We start from the raw sequence: 19,104 nt of genomic DNA, 5'->3' as shown, positions 1-19,104 counted from the left end.
TTTTTTTCAGGAGGCGGAATTCGGCGCGTTTTCAGGAGGCGGAATTCGGCGCGAATTCCGGCCAATTTACCGGCGCGGAAAACCGGCGTCGCCGGCAGCCGAAAATCCTCGCAGGATTTTGGCCGTTTCCCGCGCCGGGAAACGGATTGCTTCGCTGTCAGGCCTTTAAGGCGGCTGGAGCCGGCAGGGTCATGGTTTCAACCTGCACTGGCTTAACCGCCTCGAACTGCCCCGCCCAGCTGTCCGCCTGAGGTGTGCTGAAGTGATGATCACTGTGCACAAATAGCCCCAGGGCAATCGCGGCCGCCAAGCTGGCGATCCGCAGGTAATCCTTGCACGGCATGGGCTCAATCTCCCTGAAAATCTTCTTCTTCGCCAATCAAACGCACGTCCTTTGGCTTTCCGTCGCTGCCGATGCAGATTTTTTTCTTCCATTGCCGATTTTCCTCTTGCAGCTTAGCCCCCGAGACCCTATTTCACCGCTCACCGGATGGCAGCGCGGGCGTAGCTCAGGGGTAGAGCATTACCTTGCCAAGGTAAGGGTCGTGAGTTCGAATCTCATCGCCCGCTCCATCGGGAAACGGACAGGCCGCCCTTAGGGCGGCCTTTCGCTTTTCGGCATTTCCGCATAGTCTGGCCGGGTGCAGAAAACCTTGTGCGGAATCGCTTTACCGCTTAGGAACAGAGCAAGAACAGAAACGGGCGGGCAGAGCAGAATGCTGACATCGGTAGAACTATGCGCAGGTGCGGGCGGCCAGGCCCTCGGTCTCGAGGCGGCGGGCTTTGACCACACGGCGCTGGTTGAGATCGACAAGCACTGCTGCGCCACCCTGCGCCACAACCGCCCCGCGTGGAACGTGCTGGAAGAGGACGTGCGCAAGTTCAAGGACGTCGCGGGCGACTACAAAGGCATCGACCTGTTGGCCGGCGGCCTGCCCTGCCCGCCGTTTTCGGTCGCGGGCAAGCAGCTGGGCGAGAAGGACGAGCGCAACCTGTTCGATGATGCGATTGAGATCGTCGATGCCACCCGCCCTCGCGCGGTGATGATTGAAAACGTGCGCGGCTTTCTGGATGCGGTGTTTCATGACTACCGCGAAAAGCTGAAGAAACAGCTCTCGAAACTGGGCTATGAAACCGACTGGCGCTTGCTCAATGCCTCCGATTTCGGCGTGCCGCAGCTGCGGCCACGGGTGGCAATTGTTGCCCTGCGCAAGGAATTTGCCAGCCAGTTCAACTGGCCTGAGCCGCTGCCGCACAATCCGCCGACCGTGGGCGCAACCCTAGTGGACCTGATGAAGGAGCGCGGCTGGCGCGGGGCGGACGACTGGGCCGCCAAAGCAGATGAGATCGCGCCAACCATCGTCGGCGGCTCCAAGAAACACGGGGGGCCCGATCTGGGTCCGACCCGTGCGCGGCGCGCCTGGGCGGCGCTGGGGGTTGAAGGACGCACCATTGCGAATGAGGCGCCGGATCCCTTCCACAACGACATGCCGCGTCTGACGGTGCGGATGGTCGCGCGTATCCAGGGGTTTCCGGACTCATGGCATTTCACCGGCGCCAAGACCAATGCCTACCGCCAGGTGGGCAACGCCTTCCCGCCGCCGGTGGCAGAGGCGGTGGCGCGGGAGTTGAAGGCGGCGATTGCCAAGCCGAAGCTGCATGCCGTGCGGGCGTAATCCGTTTCCTGCCCCCGCTGTCTTGCGGATCGTTGGACAGCAGCAGCCATGAAACAGAACATTCCCGACAGCCTTGTTGATTTCGACCACCAGGATTTCAACGTTCTGCTCCACCTTGAGATGGAGATCACCCAGCGCGCCGGCGGGTTGCTGGCACTTGAGCATGACGTGGCCTTCATGCTGCGCGACTGCATCGACGATGTGATCATGACGCCCAAGACCGGGCGGCGGTCCTACGAAGAGCTGGAGAAGACCGAGAAGACATACATCGGCACCCGGGTGGAGATTGAACTGCGGGCGCTGCTGGGCCTGCGGAAGGGACGGCTGGATACCGTGATCCTGGGCCATGACGTGGACATCAAGCACACCATGGGCAGCAACTGGATGATCCCAACTGAAGCGGTGGGCAGCGCCTGCCTGCTGGTGGCCGCGGACGAGGCGCGGGCGCGCTGTTATCTGGGGCTGATCGTGGCGCGGCCCGAGTATCTGACCGCAGGCCAGAACAAGGATGCTAAGCGCACCATTTCTGCCGAAGGGTTCAAGCACATCCAATGGCTGCTGAAGGACCACCCCTACCCCGCCAACTTCTGGCGCACTGCAGATGCGGATGCAGTCGAGGAGATATTTGGCTGCGACACAGGCAACGCCCGCATGGCCACACTGTTCCGGCTGATGCAGCGCCGCCCGATTCCCCGCGCTGCGGTGGAGGCGGTGGCGCAGCAGAAGGATTTCATGCGCCGCATCCGCGCCGACGGCGGCCATGGCACCCGCGACATTCTGGGGCGGGAGCAGATTGTGGTGCTGGAGGGGCGCAAGGATGCCCAGCTGATCAAGGCGCTGGATCTGCCGCCCTGTGCGGCCAGCGAATTCATTTCCTGCCGGATTGAAACGGAGTACCATGCCCGCATGGCCGGACAATCAGGGCATCCCATCGCGTGGCCGACAAGCTGACACCGGAACGGCGCAGCGCCAATATGGCCAAGATCCGCGCCAAGAACACCAAGCCGGAAATGCTGGTGCGGCGGATGGTGCATGGGATGGGCATCCGATACCGCCTGCACCGCAAAGACCTGCCGGGCAAGCCAGATCTGGTGTTCGGGCCGCGCCGCAAGGTGATCTTTGTGCATGGCTGCTTCTGGCATCTGCATGACTGCCGCGACGGGCGCATCCCGGCAACGCGCCGCGACTATTGGGAACCCAAGCTGCTGCGCAATGCGGAACGTGACGCGGAGCATCTGGCCGCGCTGCAGGCGGCAGGCTGGCAGGTGCTGACCATCTGGGAATGCGAGAGCAAGGATCTTGCTGCCTTGGAAAAACGCCTCACACAGTTCCTTGAAACGGAAGAATAACGATTATCCACAGATACTTGCTAGGTTTCGGAATTTTCCACTTGCGGCCCGTTTGGGAAATCCCTAAACACCGCTTCACCGAATGGCAGCGCGGGCGTAGCTCAGGGGTAGAGCATTACCTTGCCAAGGTAAGGGTCGTGAGTTCGAATCTCATCGCCCGCTCCATTCGAAAGCGGAACAGGCCGTCCTTCAGGGCGGCCTTTCGCTTTTCTGCGCCGCGGCATCGGCGGCATTTTCTTCACCATCCTTTCATTTTCCGCTTGCGGGTTGCGCGCGGATTTCCTATTCACCGCGTCACCGGATGGCAGCGCGGGCGTAGCTCAGGGGTAGAGCATTACCTTGCCAAGGTAAGGGTCGTGAGTTCGAATCTCATCGCCCGCTCCATCGGGAAACGAAAAGGCCGCCTTCCGGGGCGGCCTTTCGCTTTTTCAGGCACCCTCGTGAAATTTGATCAAATTCCTTTGACGCGGGCTGAAAAACAGGCCAATGCTACTGCCAAACAATGCTCACGGGCAGATCATCGCAGGAGTTTGGCCATGGCCCCAGTCATCTACCCCACCACCAATTTCACCGCGACCGAACAGCTGTGCCTGGACCGCGGCGAAGGCATCCATGTCTATGACACCGACGGCAACAAATATATCGAAGGGCTGGCAGGCCTGTGGTGCACTTCGCTGGGCTACAGCAATACTGAGGTAATGGACGCGATCACCGAGCAGCTGCACAAGCTGCCGTTCACCCACACATTCGGCGGCAAGACCCACAAGCCGATCATGGAGCTGGCCGAGAAGCTGAAGGCGATGGTGCCGGTGGAGGATGCCTATATCTTCTTTGGTAACTCGGGTTCGGACGCCAATGACACCCACTACAAGATGCTGCGCTATTACTTCAACGCCATCGGCAAGCCGGAGAAGCGCAAGATCATCACCCGCGAGCGCGGCTATCACGGTGTGACTGTCGCCGCCGGCTCGCTGACCTCCCTGCCCGCGAATCTGGCGCATTTCGACGCGCCGCTGGAAGCGCTGCACATTCTGCGTTCTGACGCGCCGCATTATTACACCGGTCGCCGGGGCAATGAGACCGAGGAGCAGTTTGTCGACCGGATCATCCATAACCTGGAAGAGCAGATCCTGGCCGAGGACCCCGACACCATCGCAGCGATGATTGTCGAGCCGATCACCGGCGCGTCCGGCGTGATCGTACCGCCGGAAGGCTATTACGAGAAGCTGCAGGCGCTGTTGCGCAAGCATGGCATTCTAGTCTGGGCCGATGAGGTGATCTGCGGCTTTGGCCGGACCGGCGCCGATTTCGGCTGCACCACCATGGGCATCAAGCCGGACTTGATGACATTCGCCAAGCAGCTGAGCTCTGCCTATTTTCCGATCTCCGCCTCGGTCATTCCCGGCTACATGTACGAGGCGATGATCGACCAGACCAATGAGGTCGGCGTGTTCGGCCACGGCTATACCTATTCCGGTCACCCGGCAGCCTGTGCAGCGGCGCTGAAGACGCTTGAAATCTATGAGCGTGACAACCTGTTCGAGCACGCCGCCGAAGTGGGTGCCTATATGCAGGCGCAGTTGCGCGAGGTTTTCACTGATCATCCGCTGGTCGGCGAAGTTCGCGGCAAGGGCTTGATTGCGGCGCTGGAGCTGGTGTCGAACAAGACCACCGGCGCCAGCTTTGACAAAGGGGCCGCAGGCGCCGCCGCGCAGAAGGCCTGCCAGGAGAACGGTCTGATCTTGCGGGCGGTGGCCGGCAACGCGCTGGCGCTCTGCCCCCCGATCATCATCACCAAGGAAGAGGTCAATGACATGCTGGCGCGGATGAAAACCGCGGTCGACAGCGCCTATGGGGAGCTGAAGGCGCAGGGGCTGATTGCAGGCTGAAGCCAGCGACCTGACAAATTTCCGTGAGACGCCCCGGCCTGTCCGGGGCGTTTTCCGTTAAGTGTCTGCTGCGCAAGAGGTTAATCACCCCTCGTCAAGCGGGTCGATTTTTCTGCTCAAATCCGCTACACTTCACACAGTTTGTTTCAGACCGAGATTTTAATTATGACACGCCGCACCGGCATTGCCGGTCCATCTGCCAGAGATACCACTGCAAGGGTCCGTTTTGTGACCGCTTAAGCGCTCTGCGCCGAATCTCAGCCTGCTGACAGCAGACCGGGCACCTGTTCCGGTCACGAGTTCCGTTGGGGACCGGGGACCCTCAATGCCCCTCGCAGCCCGGGCAGCTGCGGGGGGCTTTCTTTGACCTTTCAGAACACCTTGTAGGTCATGGTGGTCAGCGACCGTTCGATCCCGTCGATCTGCAACAGCTGGTCGTTGATATATTTGCCAACATCCTCGCCCGACGGAATGTAGAGCTTCATCAGCAGGTCGAAGTTGCCGCTGGTGGAGTAAAGCTCAGAATGGATTTCGCGCAGGGCAATCTCCTCGGCCACCTTGTAGGTAGTGCCGGGTTTGCAGCGGATCTGGACAAAGACGCAGGTGGACATGGGCGGCCCTTTTGAATGGTCACGGATTTTCGCCCAAGCTCGCACGCGGCGCATCCCGGCGCAAGAGACCGGGATTGCTGCAACAGGTTGCCCCCCTTGCACAATGCCGCACTTGAGCCATGCCCCCTGCCCGCCCTATAAGCGCCCAGGCAGAATTGAAGTTCTTGCAGCATGACGAAGGATAAGCCGCTGATGCGTACCGCCAAAGTGACCCGCAAGACCGCGGAAACCGATATTTCGGTCGAGATCAACCTCGACGGCACCGGGGTTTACGACAACCAGACCGGGGTTGGCTTTTTCGACCACATGCTGGACCAGCTGGCGCGCCATTCGCTGATCGACATGACCATTCGCGCCAAGGGCGATTACCACATCGACGACCACCACACGGTGGAGGACACCGGCATCGCGCTGGGTCAGGCGCTGGTGCAAGCGCTGGGGGACAAGAAAGGCATCCGCCGTTACGGCGAGTGCCACCTGCCGATGGATGACGCCCAGGTGCGCTGTGCGCTGGACCTGTCGGCGCGCCCCTTCCTGATCTGGAATGTGGAGCTGCCGACCCAGAAAATCGGCACCTTTGACACCGAGCTGGTGCGCGAGTTTTTCCAGGCGCTCAGCACCCACGGCGGCATCACCCTGCATATCGACCAGATCCACGGATTCAACAGCCACCACATCGCCGAGGCGGGCTTCAAGGCAGTGGCCCGCGCGCTGCGGCTGGCGGTGGAGACCGATACGCGCAAGGCGGATGCGATTCCGTCGACCAAGGGCGCGCTCTGAGATGCTGACCGCAATTATCGATTACGAATCCGGCAACCTGCACTCGGCCGAGAAGGCGTTCCAGCGTATGGCGCGGGAGATGGATGCGGGCGAGGTCGTGGTAACCTCTGACGCCGATGTGGTGGCCCGCGCCGACCGGCTGGTGCTGCCCGGCGATGGCGCCTTCCCTGCCTGCGCGGCTGAACTGCGCGGCCACAAGGGCATCTATGACGCTCTGGTCGAGGCGGTGGAGCAGAAGGGCCGTCCGTTCCTGGGTATCTGTGTCGGCATGCAGCTGATGGCGACCACCGGGCATGAGTATCAGGAGACACCGGGCCTCGGCTGGGTTGGTGGTGATGTGGTGAAGATCACGCCCGCGGATGCCTCCCTGAAGGTGCCGCATATGGGCTGGAACGATCTGGTAATCGATCACTCCCACCCGGTGTTTGACGGCATCCAGAGCGGTGATCACGTTTATTTTGTGCATTCCTACCATTTCCGCGTGGCGACCCCGGCGGAACGGCTGGCGCATGTGGATTACGCCGGCGACGTGACCGCGGTCATCGGCCGCGACACGATGGTGGGAATGCAGTTCCACCCGGAGAAAAGCCAGACCACCGGCCTGCGGATGATCGGCAACTTCCTGACCTGGAAACCGTAAGGGGACGGCGCTGATGCGCCGTTGCCTCCGGCGGGAGTATTAGAGCAAAGGTGAAGTTAGGGGCGCTATGCAGCAGCCGTCCTCAGCGAAACCGGCGCGACGCCATAGGCCTTGCGGAAGGCGCGGGTAAAGCCCTCGGGGCTGGTATAGGCATAGCGGCGTGCCACCGCCTCCACCCTATCGCCGCGCGCAAGGTCCTGGTGCGCCAGGATCAGCCGCCAGCGGCGCAGGTAGCCGATCGGGGTTTCGCCCACCTCTGCCGCGAAGAGTTCCGCAAAGCGCGACAGCGACAACCCCGCCTCCTGCGCCAGATCGGCATTGGTCCAGAGCCTGCCGGGGTGATCATGCATCGCCACGATGGCGCGGCTGAGGCGCGGATCGGCGAGGCCCGCCAGCAGCCCCGGCTCTGTCGCGCCTTTCTGGATCTGGTTGCGCAACAGGCGCACCATCAGAACCTCGCCCAGCCGGTTGATCACCGATTGCGCGCCGCAGTGCTGGCCCTCTGCCTCGTCCCGCATCAGCCTAACCAGCCCCTGCGCCTCGGCATTGCCGGACACGTCATACTCCACCACCGGCGGCAGGGCGGCCAGGAACGGGTTGCTTTGCCCCGACCATTCCACCCGCGCCGCCCACATGACCGCACCCGGAGCAGGCTCCGACAGCGGGCTGCGGGTGCGGTAGAGGATCCGCACAGGCTCTCCTGCCGCGTTTGCCAGGGCGATCAGGTTGGCGCGGCCCGGGACGGCGGCCTGCACGGCGAGCTGAAAACGGTCCATTAAAGTCGTGAGGCGGTCCATGCTTTCGGTGTTTCCATCATGTTTTTCGGATTTTCCGGACATTAAACTGCGCAATACATTCAGGCAAGCACCACCACTCACACCGCTCACAAGGACCAATCACATGCTGATCCCCCGCCAGAAGACCCCGGACCTGACCCTGCCGACGCTGGACCACGGCCAGTTCGACCTGTCCTCGGAAAATGCCGAGCGCGGCACCGTGATCTGTTTCTACCGCGGTCTGCACTGCCCGATCTGCGCCACCTATCTGAAGGAATTCGAGAAGAAGGTTGCGGCCTTTGCCGAGCGCGGCGTCAACTGCATCGCGATCAGCTCCGACGGCGAGGAGCGTACCCGCGCGATGGCCGACAAGATCGAGGCCAAGGAACTGCGGTTCGGCTATGACCTGCCGCTGTCCGTGGCCAAGGAATGGGGGCTTTATATCTCAACCTCGCGCGGCAAGACCTCGATCGGGATCGAGGAGCCGGCGCTGTTCTCCGAGCCCGGCCTGTTCATGGTGACGCCGGAACAGACGCTCTATTACGGCTCGGTGCAGACCATGCCGTTTGTGCGCCCGCATTTCGCGGAACTGGTGGCGGCGCTGGATTTCGCCATCCCCAACAACTACCCGGCGCGCGGTGAATACACCGGTGATGTGTAACCGTCACAGCTGCCGCCGGGGCCGGTACAATTCACCGGTTTGAGCAATAGACAAGAGGTCCGCTTCGAGGCATACGGGGCGGACCTCTTGTCACTGCAGCAGCCCCCCTTGCACATCCGTTTCGAGAAATACGACCACGCCGAAGGCAAGCACCGGTATTGCTTGCTGAGCCTGACGCCGACGCTGTTCGGCGACTGGTGTGTTGAGCGTGTCTCGGGGCCTCTGAATGCTCCGGGCGGCGCACAGAAGCGGACCTATTTCGCGGCGCAGGCCGAGGCGCAAGCAATATTCGAGCGCTTCCGGGACCGGCAGCTGAAACGCGGCTATGCGCCGATCCCGGTGCAGCTGGGGCTGCTGTAGCGGCAGCCCTCAAGGTGCTTACTGGACCCGGGTCCAGGTTTGCTTGGAGCAAATCAGCCCGCCCGCGACGCAGCCGCGCAAGGCCAGAGAGCTGCCCGCCAGATCCATCTTGCCGGTGTAGATCTTGTCGTTGGACGGGCGCCATACCTTGCCCTCATAGGAGCCGTCGCCGTTCGGCACCATGTCGATCACCAGCGTCTTGCCGATGTTCGGAGATTTGTACTCGCCTTCGCTGTTGAAGGTACGGGCGATCTTGCCGCAGACCGCTGCGCCGCATTTCGCCATCTGGATATGAGCATAGGAGCCGTCATCTGCTTCCGTCTTCCAGACGCCCAGAACCGGGTCCGCCGCTGCGGCGCCTGCCAGTCCCAAGGCGACAGCAATGCCTGCCAGAAGATGTTTCATTCCATTTCCTCCCTGTTTTTCAGGCAGCCTGTCCCTGATGCCGTCTTTGAGGCAAGGTTGACTTCGGGTCGCGTTGCAATCTGCCCTTACGTTGTGCAAAACACCGCCAGCTTGATTTCACGAAGGACCGCCCGGATGATCCTCTACCCCGCGATTGACCTCAAAGACGGCCAGGCCGTGCGCCTGCTGCATGGCGAGATGGACAAGACCACTGTGTTCAATGACAACCCCGCCGCGCAGGCGCTGGAGTTTGTCGAGGCGGGTTGCGAGTGGCTGCATCTGGTGGACCTGAACGGCGCCTTTGCTGGCGAGCCGGTGAATGCGGCACCGGTGGAGGAGATCCTGAAGCAGACCAAGGTGCCCGCACAGCTGGGCGGCGGCATCCGCGACATGGCGACCATCGAGCGCTGGATCAGCAAGGGCCTGGCCCGGGTCATCCTGGGCACCGTGGCGGTGGAGAACCCGGAGCTGGTGCGCGAGGCTGCGCGGGAGTTCCCCGGCAAGGTTGCTGTTGGCATCGATGCCCGCAACGGCAAGGTCGCAACCAAGGGCTGGGCCGAGGAGACCGACGTGATGGTCACCGACCTCGCCAAATCCTTTGAGGACGCGGGCGTTGCCGCGATCATCTATACCGACATCCTGCGCGACGGTGCGATGAAGGGCCCGAATGTGGAAGCCACCGCCGATCTGGCCAATGCGGTCAGCATTCCGGTGATTGCCTCCGGCGGCGTGTCATCGCTGGATGACCTCAGGGCGCTGAAATCCTGCGGCGCGCCTCTCAATGGTGCGATTTCAGGCCGGGCGCTCTATGATGGCGCCATTGACCTGAAAGAGGCGCTGGCGGTTCTGAAAGCCTGACACCTTACTGGCGAAGGGAAAACCCATGCGCCTTGTCCGCCGAGTTCTGGCCATCCTGACCATTGGGCCGATTGTCCTGTGGCTCTTGTGCATTGCCTTTGTGATGCTGCTGGGGTTTGGCTTTGATTGCGAAATTCACGAAGGGTTTGCCAACCCCTGCGTGGTGCTGGGCCAGGACTTGGGCGAGACCGCCTATACCATGGGTGTCCTTGCCGCCTGGGGGCCGCTGATTTTTGGCCCGGTCTCCATGGGGGCCGGGCTGCTGTGGGGGCTGGCGATTGCGCTGTCACGCTATCTGGCAGCGCGGCGCTGAGGCTACTCGGCTGCTTTTGCGGTCAGCTTGCCCAAGGCGCCCTGCATCTTGGCGATAAACGCCGCGTCAGCCGGGATGTCGAGGCCAGAGAGCATTTCGCCTGGATCCTGATAAGTCAGCCAGACCTGGCCGTCCCCATCCTCATACGCCAGCACCTTGAGCGGCAGGTAGAGCCCCGCCCGCATGTCTGCCTGCATCGCCGGAGTGCCGAGTTTCGGATTGCCGAAGATCAGGAGCTGGGACGGGCTCAGCTCCAGTGCTGCATTCTGCGCGCCTGCGGCATGGTCCACCCGGGCAAAGACAGTCGCGCCCGCACCCTCCACCGCGGCCTGCAGCGCATCCATGGTTTCACCGACGGATTTCTGGCTTTGCACAGTCACCAGTTCAGCGGCGGCGGGGAGTGCAGAGGCGAGCGCAACGGCGCCTGCAAGAACAAGGGATTTTGTCATAACGAAGTCTCCAAATGTCACGGCGTCCATCCATGATCCGGGCAGGCAGGCCGGGCAGGCAACTCAAATCTGCGAGACCAGCCCGTTCCGGCGGTTCCACGCGGATGCTTCCTCCGCCGACAGTCAGGACCAAAACGCGCATCCCCCGCCATATCTGTTGCGCTTGCCTTTTGGTTTGCGTACCCACGGGGCAAGCAGCTTGAAAGGCACGATCCATGCTGAAAACCCGCATCATCCCCTGTCTCGACGTCGCTGACGGGCGCGTGGTCAAGGGCGTCAACTTTGTCGGCCTGCGCGATGCGGGCGACCCGGTGGAATGCGCCAAGGCCTATGATGCGGCGGGCGCGGATGAGATATGCTTTCTCGACATTCACGCAACCCATGAAAACCGCGGCACCATGTTCGACATGGTCCAGCGCACCGCCGAGCAGTGCTTTGTGCCGCTTACCGTGGGCGGCGGCGTCAGGACCAAGGAAGATGTGCGCGCGCTGCTGCTGGCGGGTGCTGACAAGGTCTCTTTCAACTCGGCCGCAGTGGCAAACCCGGACGTGATTGCCGAGGCCGCGGATCAGTTCGGCAGCCAGTGCATCGTCTGCGCCATTGACGCCAAGACGGTGGAGCCCGGCCGCTGGGAGATTTTCACCCACGGCGGCCGCAAGCCGACCGGCATCGACGCGGTGGAGTTCGCCAGGCTGGTGACAGCCAAGGGCGCGGGGGAAATCCTGCTGACGTCAATGGACCGCGACGGCACCAAATCCGGTTTCAACCTGCCGCTGACCAAGGCGATTTCCGATGCGGTGGACGTACCGGTGATCGCCTCGGGCGGCGTCGGCAATTTGGATCACCTGGTAGAAGGCGTGACCAAGGGCGGTGCCAGCGCGGTGCTGGCGGCTTCGATTTTCCACTTCGGCGAATTCACCATCCAGGAAGCCAAGGACCACATGGCTGCCGCCGGCATCCCGATGCGGCTGAACTGAAGGGGCATGTGATGAGCCTGCTGCACGATCTCGAAGCCACCATCCTGTCTCGCAAGGACACCGACCCGGAGACCAGCTGGACGGCCAAGCTGCTGGCCAAAGGGCCGGAGAAATGCGCCGAGAAATTCGGCGAGGAAGCCATTGAGGCGATCATCGAGGCGGTGAAGGATAACAAGGCAGGGCTCGCGTCCGAAGGTGCCGATGTTCTGTATCATTTCCTGGTGATGCTGGCCGCCCGTGATGTGGCGCTGGACGACGTGCTGCAGGTGCTGGCCGAGCGGCAAGGTCTCAGCGGCATTGCCGAGAAGGCCAGCCGCCCCAAGGACTGACAAACGGGTCCGGCGGCGGGTCAAGGGAGGCGCAGCCTCCGCGCGGCACGCGCGGCTTGTCCTTGACGCGCGGTCTTGAGCAAACTCAGCCAGGACCTAGAGGGCAAACCTGCCCTTCAAGGGCTTCTCAGCAAATCCTTTGCGCAGCGCAGCGGCGCCGGGCCCAACTGTGAAGGCCGCCCGGCAGGACGGCAGCAGCGGGCGGGAGCGCCTAGCCCCGCGTCAGCCGTCAGAGTTTCGAGGAAATGATTCCGGTGGCAAAGCCACCCATGCGCAGCTCACCAAACAGGCGCTGGTATTCGATTTTGGGGCAGCGGTTCTGGATCACGGTGACGCCGCGCGCCTCGGCCTTGGCGGCGGCCTCTGTGTGTTCAACCCCGATCTGCATCCAGATGGTCTGCAGCTTGGGAAAGGCCTCCAGCGCCTCATCGACAATGGGCGGCACTGCCTCTGAGCGGCGGAAGATGTCGACCATGTCCACAGGCAGATCAATATCCGAAAGGCTGGACCGTACTGCCTCTCCAAACAGCATCTTGCCGGCATGGCCGGGGTTCACCGGAATCACACGGTAGCCCTTGAGGCCCAGATAGCGCGCCACATAGTAGCTGGGACGCACCGGGTTCATCGACACGCCCACCACGGCCACTGTCTTGGCACGCTGCAGGACCTTCTTGAGATGCTCATCGCTGTAATCTGTCATGCCGCGTACCCTAGCTGCGGTGCCACCCGCCGCAAAGCCGGATTCGGAGCTGAGCAAACAAAAAAGCGCCCGGAAGAACCGGGCGCTAGGTATGGAACGAGGGACAGTGAAAAAGATCTGCGGTGGTTCCACTCCGCAGTCTGTATTGAATATGGGTCACACATTGAAAAATAAAAGGGGCTGTCACGCAATTGTGAGGTGACAAGCTATTTTCGCAGGATTGCAGGCCAGTGGATGTGCCCGGCGGCAATCATCTGGGCGGTATCTGCCTGCCACAGAACGAGCACCCGCCTGTTATTCAGCAGATACAGGTCTCCATCAACGATCGCCCACAGCTGCGGATTGCCTTCGTGCAGCTGCCCCCTGGACATGGCATAGGCGCAGTAGCCGCCAAAGGCGGGGGCATAGGCGCGCGGGTTGGCCTCAAACAGCGCCTGGTTGCGGGAGGAGGCAAAGCGCCAGACGACTCCCTTCCACATTACAGCATGGCTGCGCCGCCCCTGCTCAGCCGCGCCGCGTTCAAAGAAGGCAACCGCATCATATCCGCCAATGGCCACCCCTGAGCGGGAGGAAAACACCGCTGGTTCGGCCCGCACCGTATCCGGCATGGACAAGAACAGCACCGCGGCAGCCATCAGGACCAGGCGCAGGATCACATTGCACTCCATTCACTACTTGCAGCAACCCTGCGAGTCTGCCGCACAGGCCGCGCTTTGCAAAGGCAGCATACGCAGATGTGAACAGGGTGTGACGCGGGTCGCGTCAGCGGGCGATGGAGGCGTAAAGGGCGATGGCGGCTGCGTTGGAGACATTGAGCGATCCAAAACCGCCCGCAGCGTCGATCTTGACCAGGCCATCGACGGTTTCCTTGGTCTTCTGGCGCAGGCCCGGTCCTTCGGCCCCTAGCACCAGCGCCACCGGCAGGTGCTGCTTACCCGCCAGCGCGGTTTCGATGGTCTGCTCCGCCTCGCCATCCAGACCCAGCACGACAAAGCCCATATTCTGCAGTTCGGTGATGGTGTCGGCGAGGTTGCGCATCCGCAGGTAGGGCTGGCGCTCCAGCGCGCCGCTGGCGGTTTTGGCCAGCGCGCCGGTTTCCGGTGCCGAATGGTGCCGGGTGCCAATGACCGCGCTGGCGCCCAGCACCTCGGCAGAGCGCAGGATGGCACCGACGTTGTGCGGGTCGGTGACACGGTCCAGCAGCAGCACGCGGGGCGCTTCACGGCCAATGCAGTTCTCTGCCAGCCCGCCCCAATTCAAGGGTTTCACTTCTAGCGCCGCCCCCTGGTGCACCGACTGCTGGTCGATTGGCGGGTTGAACTTGCGCGGGTCGATGACCTCTGCCTCGATGCCGGAGTCAGAAATGGCATCTGCCAGTTTCGCCTGCGCGTTCATGGTCACCATCAGCCGCAGTTTTTCACGCTTGGGATTGAGCAGCGCATCGCGCACCGCATGCAGCCCGAAGAGCCATACGGTTTCTGCCGCGGCGGCCTTCTTGGACTGTTCTTTTTCGACGACCCATTTGGGTTTCTTGGACATTTTGCTCTCCGGCAGAAAGAAATTTCGAGGCACGCGAAAAACTTGCGTTTTTCCGGTTGACGCCCCTTTGGCCTGCTTGTAATCACGCCTCCACATCAGGTGCAACAAGCAACTGACAGTGGGCGACAGGCCGCAAGGTGTGGCAGGGGACTGTAACTCCCTCGCGGAGACGCACGCCTGGTTCGATTCCAGGGTCGCCCACCATCTTCTCTCTATTTCAGAAATGACGATGGTGGTTCAGCAACAGGCTGGACAGGCCGCGCGCTGTGCGCACAGCAAAGAGCCCGCGTGAGCTTCGCAGGCCTTTACTTTGATTTGAATAGAGAATCCGCCACTCAGGCAGTTTCGGCCACGGCCTGTTCTGCCCATTCGGCCAGTGCATCCAGACCCGGGCCTGCCGCGACCGCCATGCCGTCGGCAAACGCCTGGAACGGCTCCACGTTCATCTTGTTGACACCGGAAATAACCGGGATGCCCAGCGCCAGCGCCTCGCCGATGATGGGCCGCATGCCGCGCCCGTCGGCTTCATGCTTGCCGAATTTGTTGACGATCATCAGCTGCGGTGCCGGGTCCGTCTGCAGGGTGGCAGAGACCTGCCCGACCGCCTGTTCCAGCGCCTCCGGGTTCAGGCGGCAGCCGCGGGCGCCAGCGCCAAGGGATTGCGAAATGCGGATGGTCTCGCCTGCGGGCAGCACCCGCACATCCATGTCGCACAGCTCCTTGTCGTAGCATTCCACATTGGTCTGCACGATGCCGGCCAGGCGGATCCCCTTGGCCTGCAGCCGTTCGGCCAGCTCGCTCAGCAAGCGGTCCGTGGCACCGCGTTCTTCGGTCATCACATAGGCCAGGTGCATCGGTCTTATTCTCCAGTCTCGTGTCGTTTCATAGGTGGTCATGCGGGCGCCGGGGTCAACCCCTACCAGGGCAGCGGGTTGTAGCCGATGACAGGGGCGTGCAGCAGCAAAAGCGCCAGGAACACCGCAGCGGCCAGCGCGGCTTCACTAGCCTTTGGGCGCATCCGCAGCAGGTTCAGCCGTGCGGTATCGCGGCTGAGGCGGCGCCATTCCCCCTGCCCCATTTGACGCTGCTTGCGCTTGTCGATCAGCGCCATACCCATCCAGGCAAAGCCCGCAAAGAGGCCGAACAGGATCACATGCGCCAGGTCGCCGTTTGCCAGCAGGTGCGCCCCGGCCCAAAGCGCCATCGCCGCCAGGAGCGGATGGCGGCTTACAGCCAAGATACCGGGGGCTGCCGGATCAAAGGGCTTGATGCCAAGCCCGCCAAAGCTGAAGGGGTTCTGCCGCATCATGCCACCCACAGCCAGCAGGCAGGCCAGCGGCATCACCAAGAGCGGCACCCAGCGGAAGCCCTCCCAATAGGGCAAAACGCCAACAAAAGGCGCGCGAGCGGCGGCGGCGACCAGCCAAGCGAGGATCATCAGCGACAGCAGGCTGTAGGCGACGATATAGACGCGCAGGCCGAGGCGGCTGACCAGCCAGGGCCGCACCGGCGGGCGCACGGGGATGGCGTGGCTGGCCAGGAACAGCAACAGCGCGGCGGTGAATTCAAGCCAGCCCATCAGGGTCTCTCCGGATATAGATCAGTCTTCTGTGCAGCTATAGGCGGGCTGGCAGTATAAAACGTTGCCCCAGATCAAAAAAGGGCGCCGCTTGGGCGCCCTTTCTATTGGCTTCTTGGGCCGTTACAGACCCAACGCCTTACGCCGCTCCTCAGCAAAACCTTGCACCATGCGGTCGGCGATCAGGGCGAGGATCGCCATCGCCGCGCCTGCAGAGATGCCCAGCCCTACATCCGCCTGTCCCAGCGCCAGATAGATCGACTGGCCGAGGCCGGTGGTGCCGATCAGCGCCGCAATGACCAGCATCGCAAAGGCATAGAGGATGGTCTGATTGAGGCCAAGCAGGATCGACGGCGCCGCATAGGGCGCGCGGATGTCCTTGAGCATCTGCCATGTGGTGGCGCCGGAGGCAGTCGCAGCCTCGATCATCTCCTCCGGAGTGGAGACCAGCCCGTGCCGCGTGTAGCGGATCATCGGCACGATGGCATAGGCGATGATCGCCAGGAAGGCGGAGAATTCGCCGATCTGGAACACCATCAGCACCGGGATCAGGAACACGAACAGCGGAATGGTCTGCAGCATGTCGCAGACCGGGCGCACCACACGCCAGACACCGGGTGAGACCGCAGAGGCCAGACCGATGGCGCCGCCCATCACCGCGCAGGCAAAGACTGCAGCGCCAGAAAGGTAGAGCGACAGCAGCGCCCGCTCCCACAGGCCGGACAGCAGGATGGTGCCCAGCAGAACCACAGTCAGGACGGCCAAATTGCGGCCGCCTGCAACCCAGGCCAGCGCGCCGGCACCCACCAGCACAAAGGGCCAAGGCAGCTGCGAAATGCCTGTTTCGAGCATTCCGGCAGCAATCAGCAGCATGATACCGAGCGCTACCTGTCCGCGCAGTGCAAAGACCACGCCGGCAACGGCGCCCGCCGCAAACAGCGCCGCACTCATCGCCGGGGTCCAGGCAAAACCCCAGGTGAAGGGCAGAACCGCCTGGTCCAGCCCGATCCGCATCGGCAGCAGCACATAGAACAGCACGTTGTTCTTGAGCGCGGTCAGGAACTCCGCATTGGCGCTGGTAAAGGACGACAGCCCCCGGTCGACACTGTCCGCCACCGGGTTGAACAAGCCGTAGTTGCCGGGCTGCTGAACGCTGCCCCAGAAGGCCGCGCTGACCAGGACGCCCAGCGCCAGGATGCCCCAGGCAACGCGCGGGTCATGCCTGTCGCGCCGGTCCTGGGTCAGGGTGCCGCTCATCCGGTCGATCAGGATCGCGAAGATCACAATCACCAGGCCTGCCAGCAGGCTCTGCCCGAACTGGGCCTTGCGCATGGTCAAGAGGACCTCCCAGCCGATGTCGTCAAAGCCGCCGATCACGGCGGCGATGATCACCATCGACAGCGCCGCCATCAGGCACTGGTTGACACCAACCATGATCTGCTGCCCGGCGGAGGGGATCTCGCACTGGAACAGCTGCTGCAAGCGGGTGCCGCCGGACATGATGGCAGCTTCCTTGATCTCCGGCTCCACCCGTTCGAGGCCAAGGAGCACATTGCGCGCCATCGGCGGCGCCGCGTAGATGGCAGAGGCGATGAGGCCGACCACAGGACCAAAGCCGAACAGCACCAGCAACGGCGTCAAGTAGGCAAAGGTCGGCACCGTCTGCATGATGTCGAGCACCGCCTGAACCGGTTGGCGGATGCGGGGGTATTCATTGGCAAGGATGCCTATACCGCCGCCGATGATCAGCGCCAACGGCACCGAGACAGCAACCAGCGCCAGGGTGTTCATGCTTTCGGGCCAGTAGCCGGAAGCGAGCACAAAGCCGAGGCCCACCACCGCCATCAGCGCCATCCGCACGCCGCCCAGGGTCCAAGCCAGCGCCGTGGTGGCGCAGATGACCAGCGGCCAAGGCGTGTGGCTCAGCACATAATTTGCCGCTTCCATCGGATAGAACATCAGCGCTGAGAAGGCGCGTGCGGTTGGTTTGATCAGCGCCAGGAACCACTCCATGAAGGCCCCAACCCAGTCGGTGGCGGGCAGCACCCAGGCAGCGGGAAATTTCACCAGCCACGGCATGCTGCTTTCCAGCAGAAGGCACAGGGCGCCCATTGCGGCAGCAATCAGCGCCGCAATCGAGCCTTTCGAAAGACCTGCCATCACCCCTGCTCCACCTGCAATGCGGCGGCCAGGTCTGCCGGGTTCACGACGCCGACCAGTTTGCCCTCCGGCGTGCGGACCGGCACCGGCTCATACAGCTCCATGCAGCGCGCGAGGGCCGCGTCCAGCGTCATATCCTGGCGCAGGCCGGGATCGTCAGCGCCATAGACATGGTGCTCGCCGGTCTGCATCACCGAGGACACATGCGCGTGCTGGCCCTTGGCCACGTCCTTGGAGAACTCGCGCACATAGTCATCCACCGGGCGCAGCACGATATCGGCGGGGGTGCCGATCTGCACCACCTTGCCGTCGCGCATGATGGCGATCCGGTCAGCCAGCTTCAGCGCCTCGTTGATGTCGTGGGTAATGAAAACGATGGTGGTCCTAAGTTTGGCCTGGATTTCAAGGAACTCATCCTGCAGCTGCCGCCTGATTAGCGGGTCCAAGGCCGAGAACGGTTCATCCAGAAACCAGACCGAGCAATCCGCCACCAGTGAGCGGGCAATGCCAACGCGCTGGCGCTGACCGCCGGAGAGTTCACGCGGGAAGTTCTTTTCACGCCCGCCAAGGCCAACGAGTTCGATCACCTCCTGCGCCTTGGCAAGGCGCTGTTTCTTCTTCACCCCCTGCACCCGCAGCGGGTAGGCGACGTTTTCGGCCACGGTCATATGCGGGAACAGGCCGAAATGCTGGAACACCATGCCCAGCTTCTTGCGGCGCAGCTCGATCAGCCGCTTGGGGCTGGCCTCGACGATGTTTTCGCCGTCGATGCGGATCTCGCCGCCGGTGGCGTGCAGCAAATGCGAGATGCATCGGATCAGGGTCGACTTACCAGAACCCGACAACCCCATGATCACAAACAGCTCCCCCTCCTTCACGTCAAAGGAAGCGTCCTGCACGGCGGGGATCAGCCCCTTGGAGCGCAAGTCCTGTGCTGCTGCTTCAGGTGTTTCGTGTTGCGACAGCGCCTCCTTCAAGGCGCTGTCTGCGTTGTTGCCAAACACCTGCCAGACATTCCGGCAGGTGATGGCTGGCGTCTCAGAGCCGCTCACT

General features: G+C 62.6%; 24 protein-coding genes and 4 tRNA genes. 16 read left to right on the top strand and 12 right to left on the bottom strand.

All coding sequences use genetic code 11. The features are described 5' to 3' along the window. Positions 1 to 157 precede the first annotated feature (157 nt). Complete coding sequence (locus RA21_RS21330) at positions 158 to 379, bottom strand: hypothetical protein (protein WP_019298321.1); 222 nt, start codon at positions 377 to 379, stop codon at positions 158 to 160. 119 nt (positions 380 to 498) lie between these two features. On the opposite strand from RA21_RS21330, the gene RA21_RS21325 reads away from it, so the two are divergent. From RA21_RS21325 to RA21_RS21295, 7 genes are all read left to right on the top strand, one after another. After that, positions 499 to 573 (top strand) — tRNA-Gly (locus RA21_RS21325). A gap of 143 nt (positions 574 to 716) precedes the next feature. Further along, the gene (locus RA21_RS21320; RefSeq protein ID WP_019297439.1) at positions 717 to 1,676 is read left to right on the top strand and encodes a DNA cytosine methyltransferase; all 960 of its coding nucleotides are present in this window, start codon (positions 717 to 719) and stop codon (positions 1,674 to 1,676) included. A gap of 48 nt (positions 1,677 to 1,724) precedes the next feature. Next, a complete protein-coding gene (locus tag RA21_RS21315) occupies positions 1,725 to 2,627 on the top strand; it encodes a NaeI family type II restriction endonuclease (RefSeq protein WP_039152517.1) in 903 nt (300 codons plus the stop codon). Continuing rightward, a complete protein-coding gene (locus tag RA21_RS21310) occupies positions 2,612 to 3,025 on the top strand; it encodes a very short patch repair endonuclease (RefSeq protein ID WP_039152515.1) in 414 nt (137 codons plus the stop codon). Before RA21_RS21315 ends, RA21_RS21310 begins: the two co-directional genes overlap by 16 nt. A gap of 90 nt (positions 3,026 to 3,115) precedes the next feature. Continuing rightward, positions 3,116 to 3,190 (top strand) — tRNA-Gly (locus tag RA21_RS21305). 144 nt (positions 3,191 to 3,334) lie between these two features. Further along, positions 3,335 to 3,409: transfer RNA gene (locus RA21_RS21300), tRNA-Gly, on the top strand. 152 nt (positions 3,410 to 3,561) lie between these two features. After that, on the top strand, positions 3,562 to 4,914 hold the full coding sequence (locus RA21_RS21295; RefSeq protein ID WP_039152511.1) for an aminotransferase: 1,353 nt from the start codon (positions 3,562 to 3,564) through the stop codon (positions 4,912 to 4,914). A gap of 371 nt (positions 4,915 to 5,285) precedes the next feature. Here RA21_RS21295 and RA21_RS21290 read toward each other — a convergent pair whose 3' ends face one another. After that, positions 5,286 to 5,525, bottom strand: coding sequence for an Lrp/AsnC family transcriptional regulator (locus RA21_RS21290; protein ID WP_019294629.1), 240 nt, complete (start codon positions 5,523 to 5,525; stop codon positions 5,286 to 5,288). Between the two features lie 192 nt (positions 5,526 to 5,717). On the opposite strand from RA21_RS21290, the gene hisB reads away from it, so the two are divergent. Together hisB and hisH are read left to right on the top strand one after the other, a co-directional pair. Next, the gene (gene hisB, locus RA21_RS21285) at positions 5,718 to 6,305 is read left to right on the top strand and encodes an imidazoleglycerol-phosphate dehydratase HisB (protein WP_039152526.1); all 588 of its coding nucleotides are present in this window, start codon (positions 5,718 to 5,720) and stop codon (positions 6,303 to 6,305) included. Position 6,306: 1 nt separating this feature from the next. After that, positions 6,307 to 6,945: an imidazole glycerol phosphate synthase subunit HisH gene (hisH, locus tag RA21_RS21280; protein ID WP_039152509.1), complete on the top strand. Its 639-nt coding sequence runs from the start codon at positions 6,307 to 6,309 to the stop codon at positions 6,943 to 6,945. Between the two features lie 65 nt (positions 6,946 to 7,010). Here the strand turns inward: hisH and RA21_RS21275 are convergent, their stop codons facing one another. Then, positions 7,011 to 7,742: an AraC family transcriptional regulator gene (locus tag RA21_RS21275; protein WP_029204648.1), complete on the bottom strand. Its 732-nt coding sequence runs from the start codon at positions 7,740 to 7,742 to the stop codon at positions 7,011 to 7,013. Between the two features lie 103 nt (positions 7,743 to 7,845). Between RA21_RS21275 and RA21_RS21270 the strand changes: the two genes are divergently transcribed. Next, positions 7,846 to 8,382 carry a peroxiredoxin-like family protein gene (locus RA21_RS21270; RefSeq protein WP_039152508.1) on the top strand — a complete coding sequence of 179 codons (537 nt, stop codon included), beginning with the start codon at positions 7,846 to 7,848 and terminating at the stop codon, positions 8,380 to 8,382. 108 nt (positions 8,383 to 8,490) lie between these two features. Beyond that, a complete protein-coding gene (locus RA21_RS21265; RefSeq protein WP_039152505.1) occupies positions 8,491 to 8,742 on the top strand; it encodes a WGR domain-containing protein in 252 nt (83 codons plus the stop codon). An 18-nt stretch (positions 8,743 to 8,760) separates the two neighbouring features. Here the strand turns inward: RA21_RS21265 and RA21_RS21260 are convergent, their stop codons facing one another. Further along, on the bottom strand, positions 8,761 to 9,147 hold the full coding sequence (locus tag RA21_RS21260) for a DUF2147 domain-containing protein (protein WP_039152503.1): 387 nt from the start codon (positions 9,145 to 9,147) through the stop codon (positions 8,761 to 8,763). A gap of 135 nt (positions 9,148 to 9,282) precedes the next feature. On the opposite strand from RA21_RS21260, the gene hisA reads away from it, so the two are divergent. Both hisA and RA21_RS21250 read left to right on the top strand, forming a co-directional pair. Then, complete coding sequence (gene hisA, locus RA21_RS21255) at positions 9,283 to 10,005, top strand: 1-(5-phosphoribosyl)-5-[(5-phosphoribosylamino)methylideneamino]imidazole-4-carboxamide isomerase (RefSeq protein ID WP_019294636.1); 723 nt, start codon at positions 9,283 to 9,285, stop codon at positions 10,003 to 10,005. Between the two features lie 25 nt (positions 10,006 to 10,030). Further along, on the top strand, positions 10,031 to 10,318 hold the full coding sequence (locus RA21_RS21250; RefSeq protein ID WP_019294637.1) for a hypothetical protein: 288 nt from the start codon (positions 10,031 to 10,033) through the stop codon (positions 10,316 to 10,318). A 2-nt stretch (positions 10,319 to 10,320) separates the two neighbouring features. Here RA21_RS21250 and RA21_RS21245 read toward each other — a convergent pair whose 3' ends face one another. Beyond that, positions 10,321 to 10,767, bottom strand: coding sequence for a DUF302 domain-containing protein (locus RA21_RS21245; RefSeq protein ID WP_019294638.1), 447 nt, complete (start codon positions 10,765 to 10,767; stop codon positions 10,321 to 10,323). A gap of 215 nt (positions 10,768 to 10,982) precedes the next feature. Here RA21_RS21245 and hisF point away from each other — a divergent pair, with 215 nt between their 5' ends. Beyond that, positions 10,983 to 11,744 (top strand): imidazole glycerol phosphate synthase subunit HisF, encoded by a 762-nt coding sequence (gene hisF, locus RA21_RS21240; protein WP_039152502.1) that lies wholly within the window; start codon positions 10,983 to 10,985, stop codon positions 11,742 to 11,744. Between the two features lie 11 nt (positions 11,745 to 11,755). Continuing rightward, positions 11,756 to 12,073, top strand: a complete 318-nt coding sequence (locus tag RA21_RS21235) for a phosphoribosyl-ATP diphosphatase (RefSeq protein WP_039152500.1) — start codon at positions 11,756 to 11,758, stop codon at positions 12,071 to 12,073. A gap of 229 nt (positions 12,074 to 12,302) precedes the next feature. Here the strand turns inward: RA21_RS21235 and RA21_RS21230 are convergent, their stop codons facing one another. The 3 genes from RA21_RS21230 to rlmB form a co-directional block, all read right to left on the bottom strand. Then, positions 12,303 to 12,773: a CoA-binding protein gene (locus tag RA21_RS21230; RefSeq protein WP_019294641.1), complete on the bottom strand. Its 471-nt coding sequence runs from the start codon at positions 12,771 to 12,773 to the stop codon at positions 12,303 to 12,305. Positions 12,774 to 12,979: 206 nt separating this feature from the next. After that, positions 12,980 to 13,441 carry a YHS domain-containing (seleno)protein gene (locus RA21_RS21225; protein ID WP_019294642.1) on the bottom strand — a complete coding sequence of 154 codons (462 nt, stop codon included), beginning with the start codon at positions 13,439 to 13,441 and terminating at the stop codon, positions 12,980 to 12,982. A gap of 94 nt (positions 13,442 to 13,535) precedes the next feature. Continuing rightward, a complete protein-coding gene (gene rlmB / locus RA21_RS21220; RefSeq protein ID WP_039152497.1) occupies positions 13,536 to 14,312 on the bottom strand; it encodes a 23S rRNA (guanosine(2251)-2'-O)-methyltransferase RlmB in 777 nt (258 codons plus the stop codon). Between the two features lie 120 nt (positions 14,313 to 14,432). On the opposite strand from rlmB, the gene RA21_RS22730 reads away from it, so the two are divergent. After that, a tRNA-Tyr gene (locus tag RA21_RS22730) sits at positions 14,433 to 14,516 on the top strand. Between the two features lie 131 nt (positions 14,517 to 14,647). Here the strand turns inward: RA21_RS22730 and RA21_RS21215 are convergent. The 4 genes from RA21_RS21215 to RA21_RS21200 all read right to left on the bottom strand — a co-directional run bounded on the left by RA21_RS21215 (position 14,648) and on the right by RA21_RS21200 (position 19,103). Beyond that, on the bottom strand, positions 14,648 to 15,166 hold the full coding sequence (locus RA21_RS21215; RefSeq protein WP_039152494.1) for a DUF2478 domain-containing protein: 519 nt from the start codon (positions 15,164 to 15,166) through the stop codon (positions 14,648 to 14,650). A 62-nt stretch (positions 15,167 to 15,228) separates the two neighbouring features. Then, entirely contained in the window at positions 15,229 to 15,891 is a 663-nt protein-coding gene (locus RA21_RS21210) for an NnrU family protein (RefSeq protein WP_039152492.1), read from the bottom strand. Positions 15,892 to 16,014: 123 nt separating this feature from the next. Beyond that, positions 16,015 to 18,051 carry an ABC transporter permease gene (locus RA21_RS21205; protein WP_039152490.1) on the bottom strand — a complete coding sequence of 679 codons (2,037 nt, stop codon included), beginning with the start codon at positions 18,049 to 18,051 and terminating at the stop codon, positions 16,015 to 16,017. Beyond that, the gene (locus RA21_RS21200) at positions 18,051 to 19,103 is read right to left on the bottom strand and encodes a quaternary amine ABC transporter ATP-binding protein (RefSeq protein ID WP_039152488.1); all 1,053 of its coding nucleotides are present in this window, start codon (positions 19,101 to 19,103) and stop codon (positions 18,051 to 18,053) included. The genes RA21_RS21205 and RA21_RS21200 overlap by 1 nt, the downstream gene beginning before the upstream one ends. Position 19,104 lies beyond the last annotated feature (1 nt).

This window comes from Leisingera sp. ANG-DT, assembly GCF_000813785.1.
Lineage (GTDB): Bacteria > Pseudomonadota > Alphaproteobacteria > Rhodobacterales > Rhodobacteraceae > Leisingera.
Note: the sequence above shows the minus strand (reverse complement) of the source record. Positions and strands in the feature narration are given on the sequence as shown.

What these genes read in the sequence shown, in the direction of transcription:
- RA21_RS21320 (WP_019297439.1), top strand. Translation starts at nt 717, where the DNA reads ATGCTGACATCGGTAGAACTATGCGCAGGTGCGGGCGGCCAGGCCCTC.
- RA21_RS21260 (WP_039152503.1), bottom strand. Translation starts at nt 9,147, where the DNA reads ATGAAACATCTTCTGGCAGGCATTGCTGTCGCCTTGGGACTGGCAGGC.
- RA21_RS21230 (WP_019294641.1), bottom strand. Translation starts at nt 12,773, where the DNA reads ATGACAGATTACAGCGATGAGCATCTCAAGAAGGTCCTGCAGCGTGCC.
- RA21_RS21210 (WP_039152492.1), bottom strand. Translation starts at nt 15,891, where the DNA reads ATGGGCTGGCTTGAATTCACCGCCGCGCTGTTGCTGTTCCTGGCCAGC.
- hisH (WP_039152509.1), top strand. Translation starts at nt 6,307, where the DNA reads ATGCTGACCGCAATTATCGATTACGAATCCGGCAACCTGCACTCGGCC.
- RA21_RS21270 (WP_039152508.1), top strand. Translation starts at nt 7,846, where the DNA reads ATGCTGATCCCCCGCCAGAAGACCCCGGACCTGACCCTGCCGACGCTG.
- RA21_RS21250 (WP_019294637.1), top strand. Translation starts at nt 10,031, where the DNA reads ATGCGCCTTGTCCGCCGAGTTCTGGCCATCCTGACCATTGGGCCGATT.
- hisF (WP_039152502.1), top strand. Translation starts at nt 10,983, where the DNA reads ATGCTGAAAACCCGCATCATCCCCTGTCTCGACGTCGCTGACGGGCGC.
- RA21_RS21245 (WP_019294638.1), bottom strand. Translation starts at nt 10,767, where the DNA reads ATGACAAAATCCCTTGTTCTTGCAGGCGCCGTTGCGCTCGCCTCTGCA.
- hisB (WP_039152526.1), top strand. Translation starts at nt 5,718, where the DNA reads ATGCGTACCGCCAAAGTGACCCGCAAGACCGCGGAAACCGATATTTCG.
- hisA (WP_019294636.1), top strand. Translation starts at nt 9,283, where the DNA reads ATGATCCTCTACCCCGCGATTGACCTCAAAGACGGCCAGGCCGTGCGC.
- RA21_RS21295 (WP_039152511.1), top strand. Translation starts at nt 3,562, where the DNA reads ATGGCCCCAGTCATCTACCCCACCACCAATTTCACCGCGACCGAACAG.
- rlmB (WP_039152497.1), bottom strand. Translation starts at nt 14,312, where the DNA reads ATGTCCAAGAAACCCAAATGGGTCGTCGAAAAAGAACAGTCCAAGAAG.
- RA21_RS21215 (WP_039152494.1), bottom strand. Translation starts at nt 15,166, where the DNA reads ATGCACCTGGCCTATGTGATGACCGAAGAACGCGGTGCCACGGACCGC.
- RA21_RS21275 (WP_029204648.1), bottom strand. Translation starts at nt 7,742, where the DNA reads ATGGACCGCCTCACGACTTTAATGGACCGTTTTCAGCTCGCCGTGCAG.
- RA21_RS21235 (WP_039152500.1), top strand. Translation starts at nt 11,756, where the DNA reads ATGAGCCTGCTGCACGATCTCGAAGCCACCATCCTGTCTCGCAAGGAC.
- RA21_RS21225 (WP_019294642.1), bottom strand. Translation starts at nt 13,441, where the DNA reads ATGGAGTGCAATGTGATCCTGCGCCTGGTCCTGATGGCTGCCGCGGTG.
- RA21_RS21205 (WP_039152490.1), bottom strand. Translation starts at nt 18,051, where the DNA reads ATGGCAGGTCTTTCGAAAGGCTCGATTGCGGCGCTGATTGCTGCCGCA.
- RA21_RS21290 (WP_019294629.1), bottom strand. Translation starts at nt 5,525, where the DNA reads ATGTCCACCTGCGTCTTTGTCCAGATCCGCTGCAAACCCGGCACTACC.
- RA21_RS21315 (WP_039152517.1), top strand. Translation starts at nt 1,725, where the DNA reads ATGAAACAGAACATTCCCGACAGCCTTGTTGATTTCGACCACCAGGAT.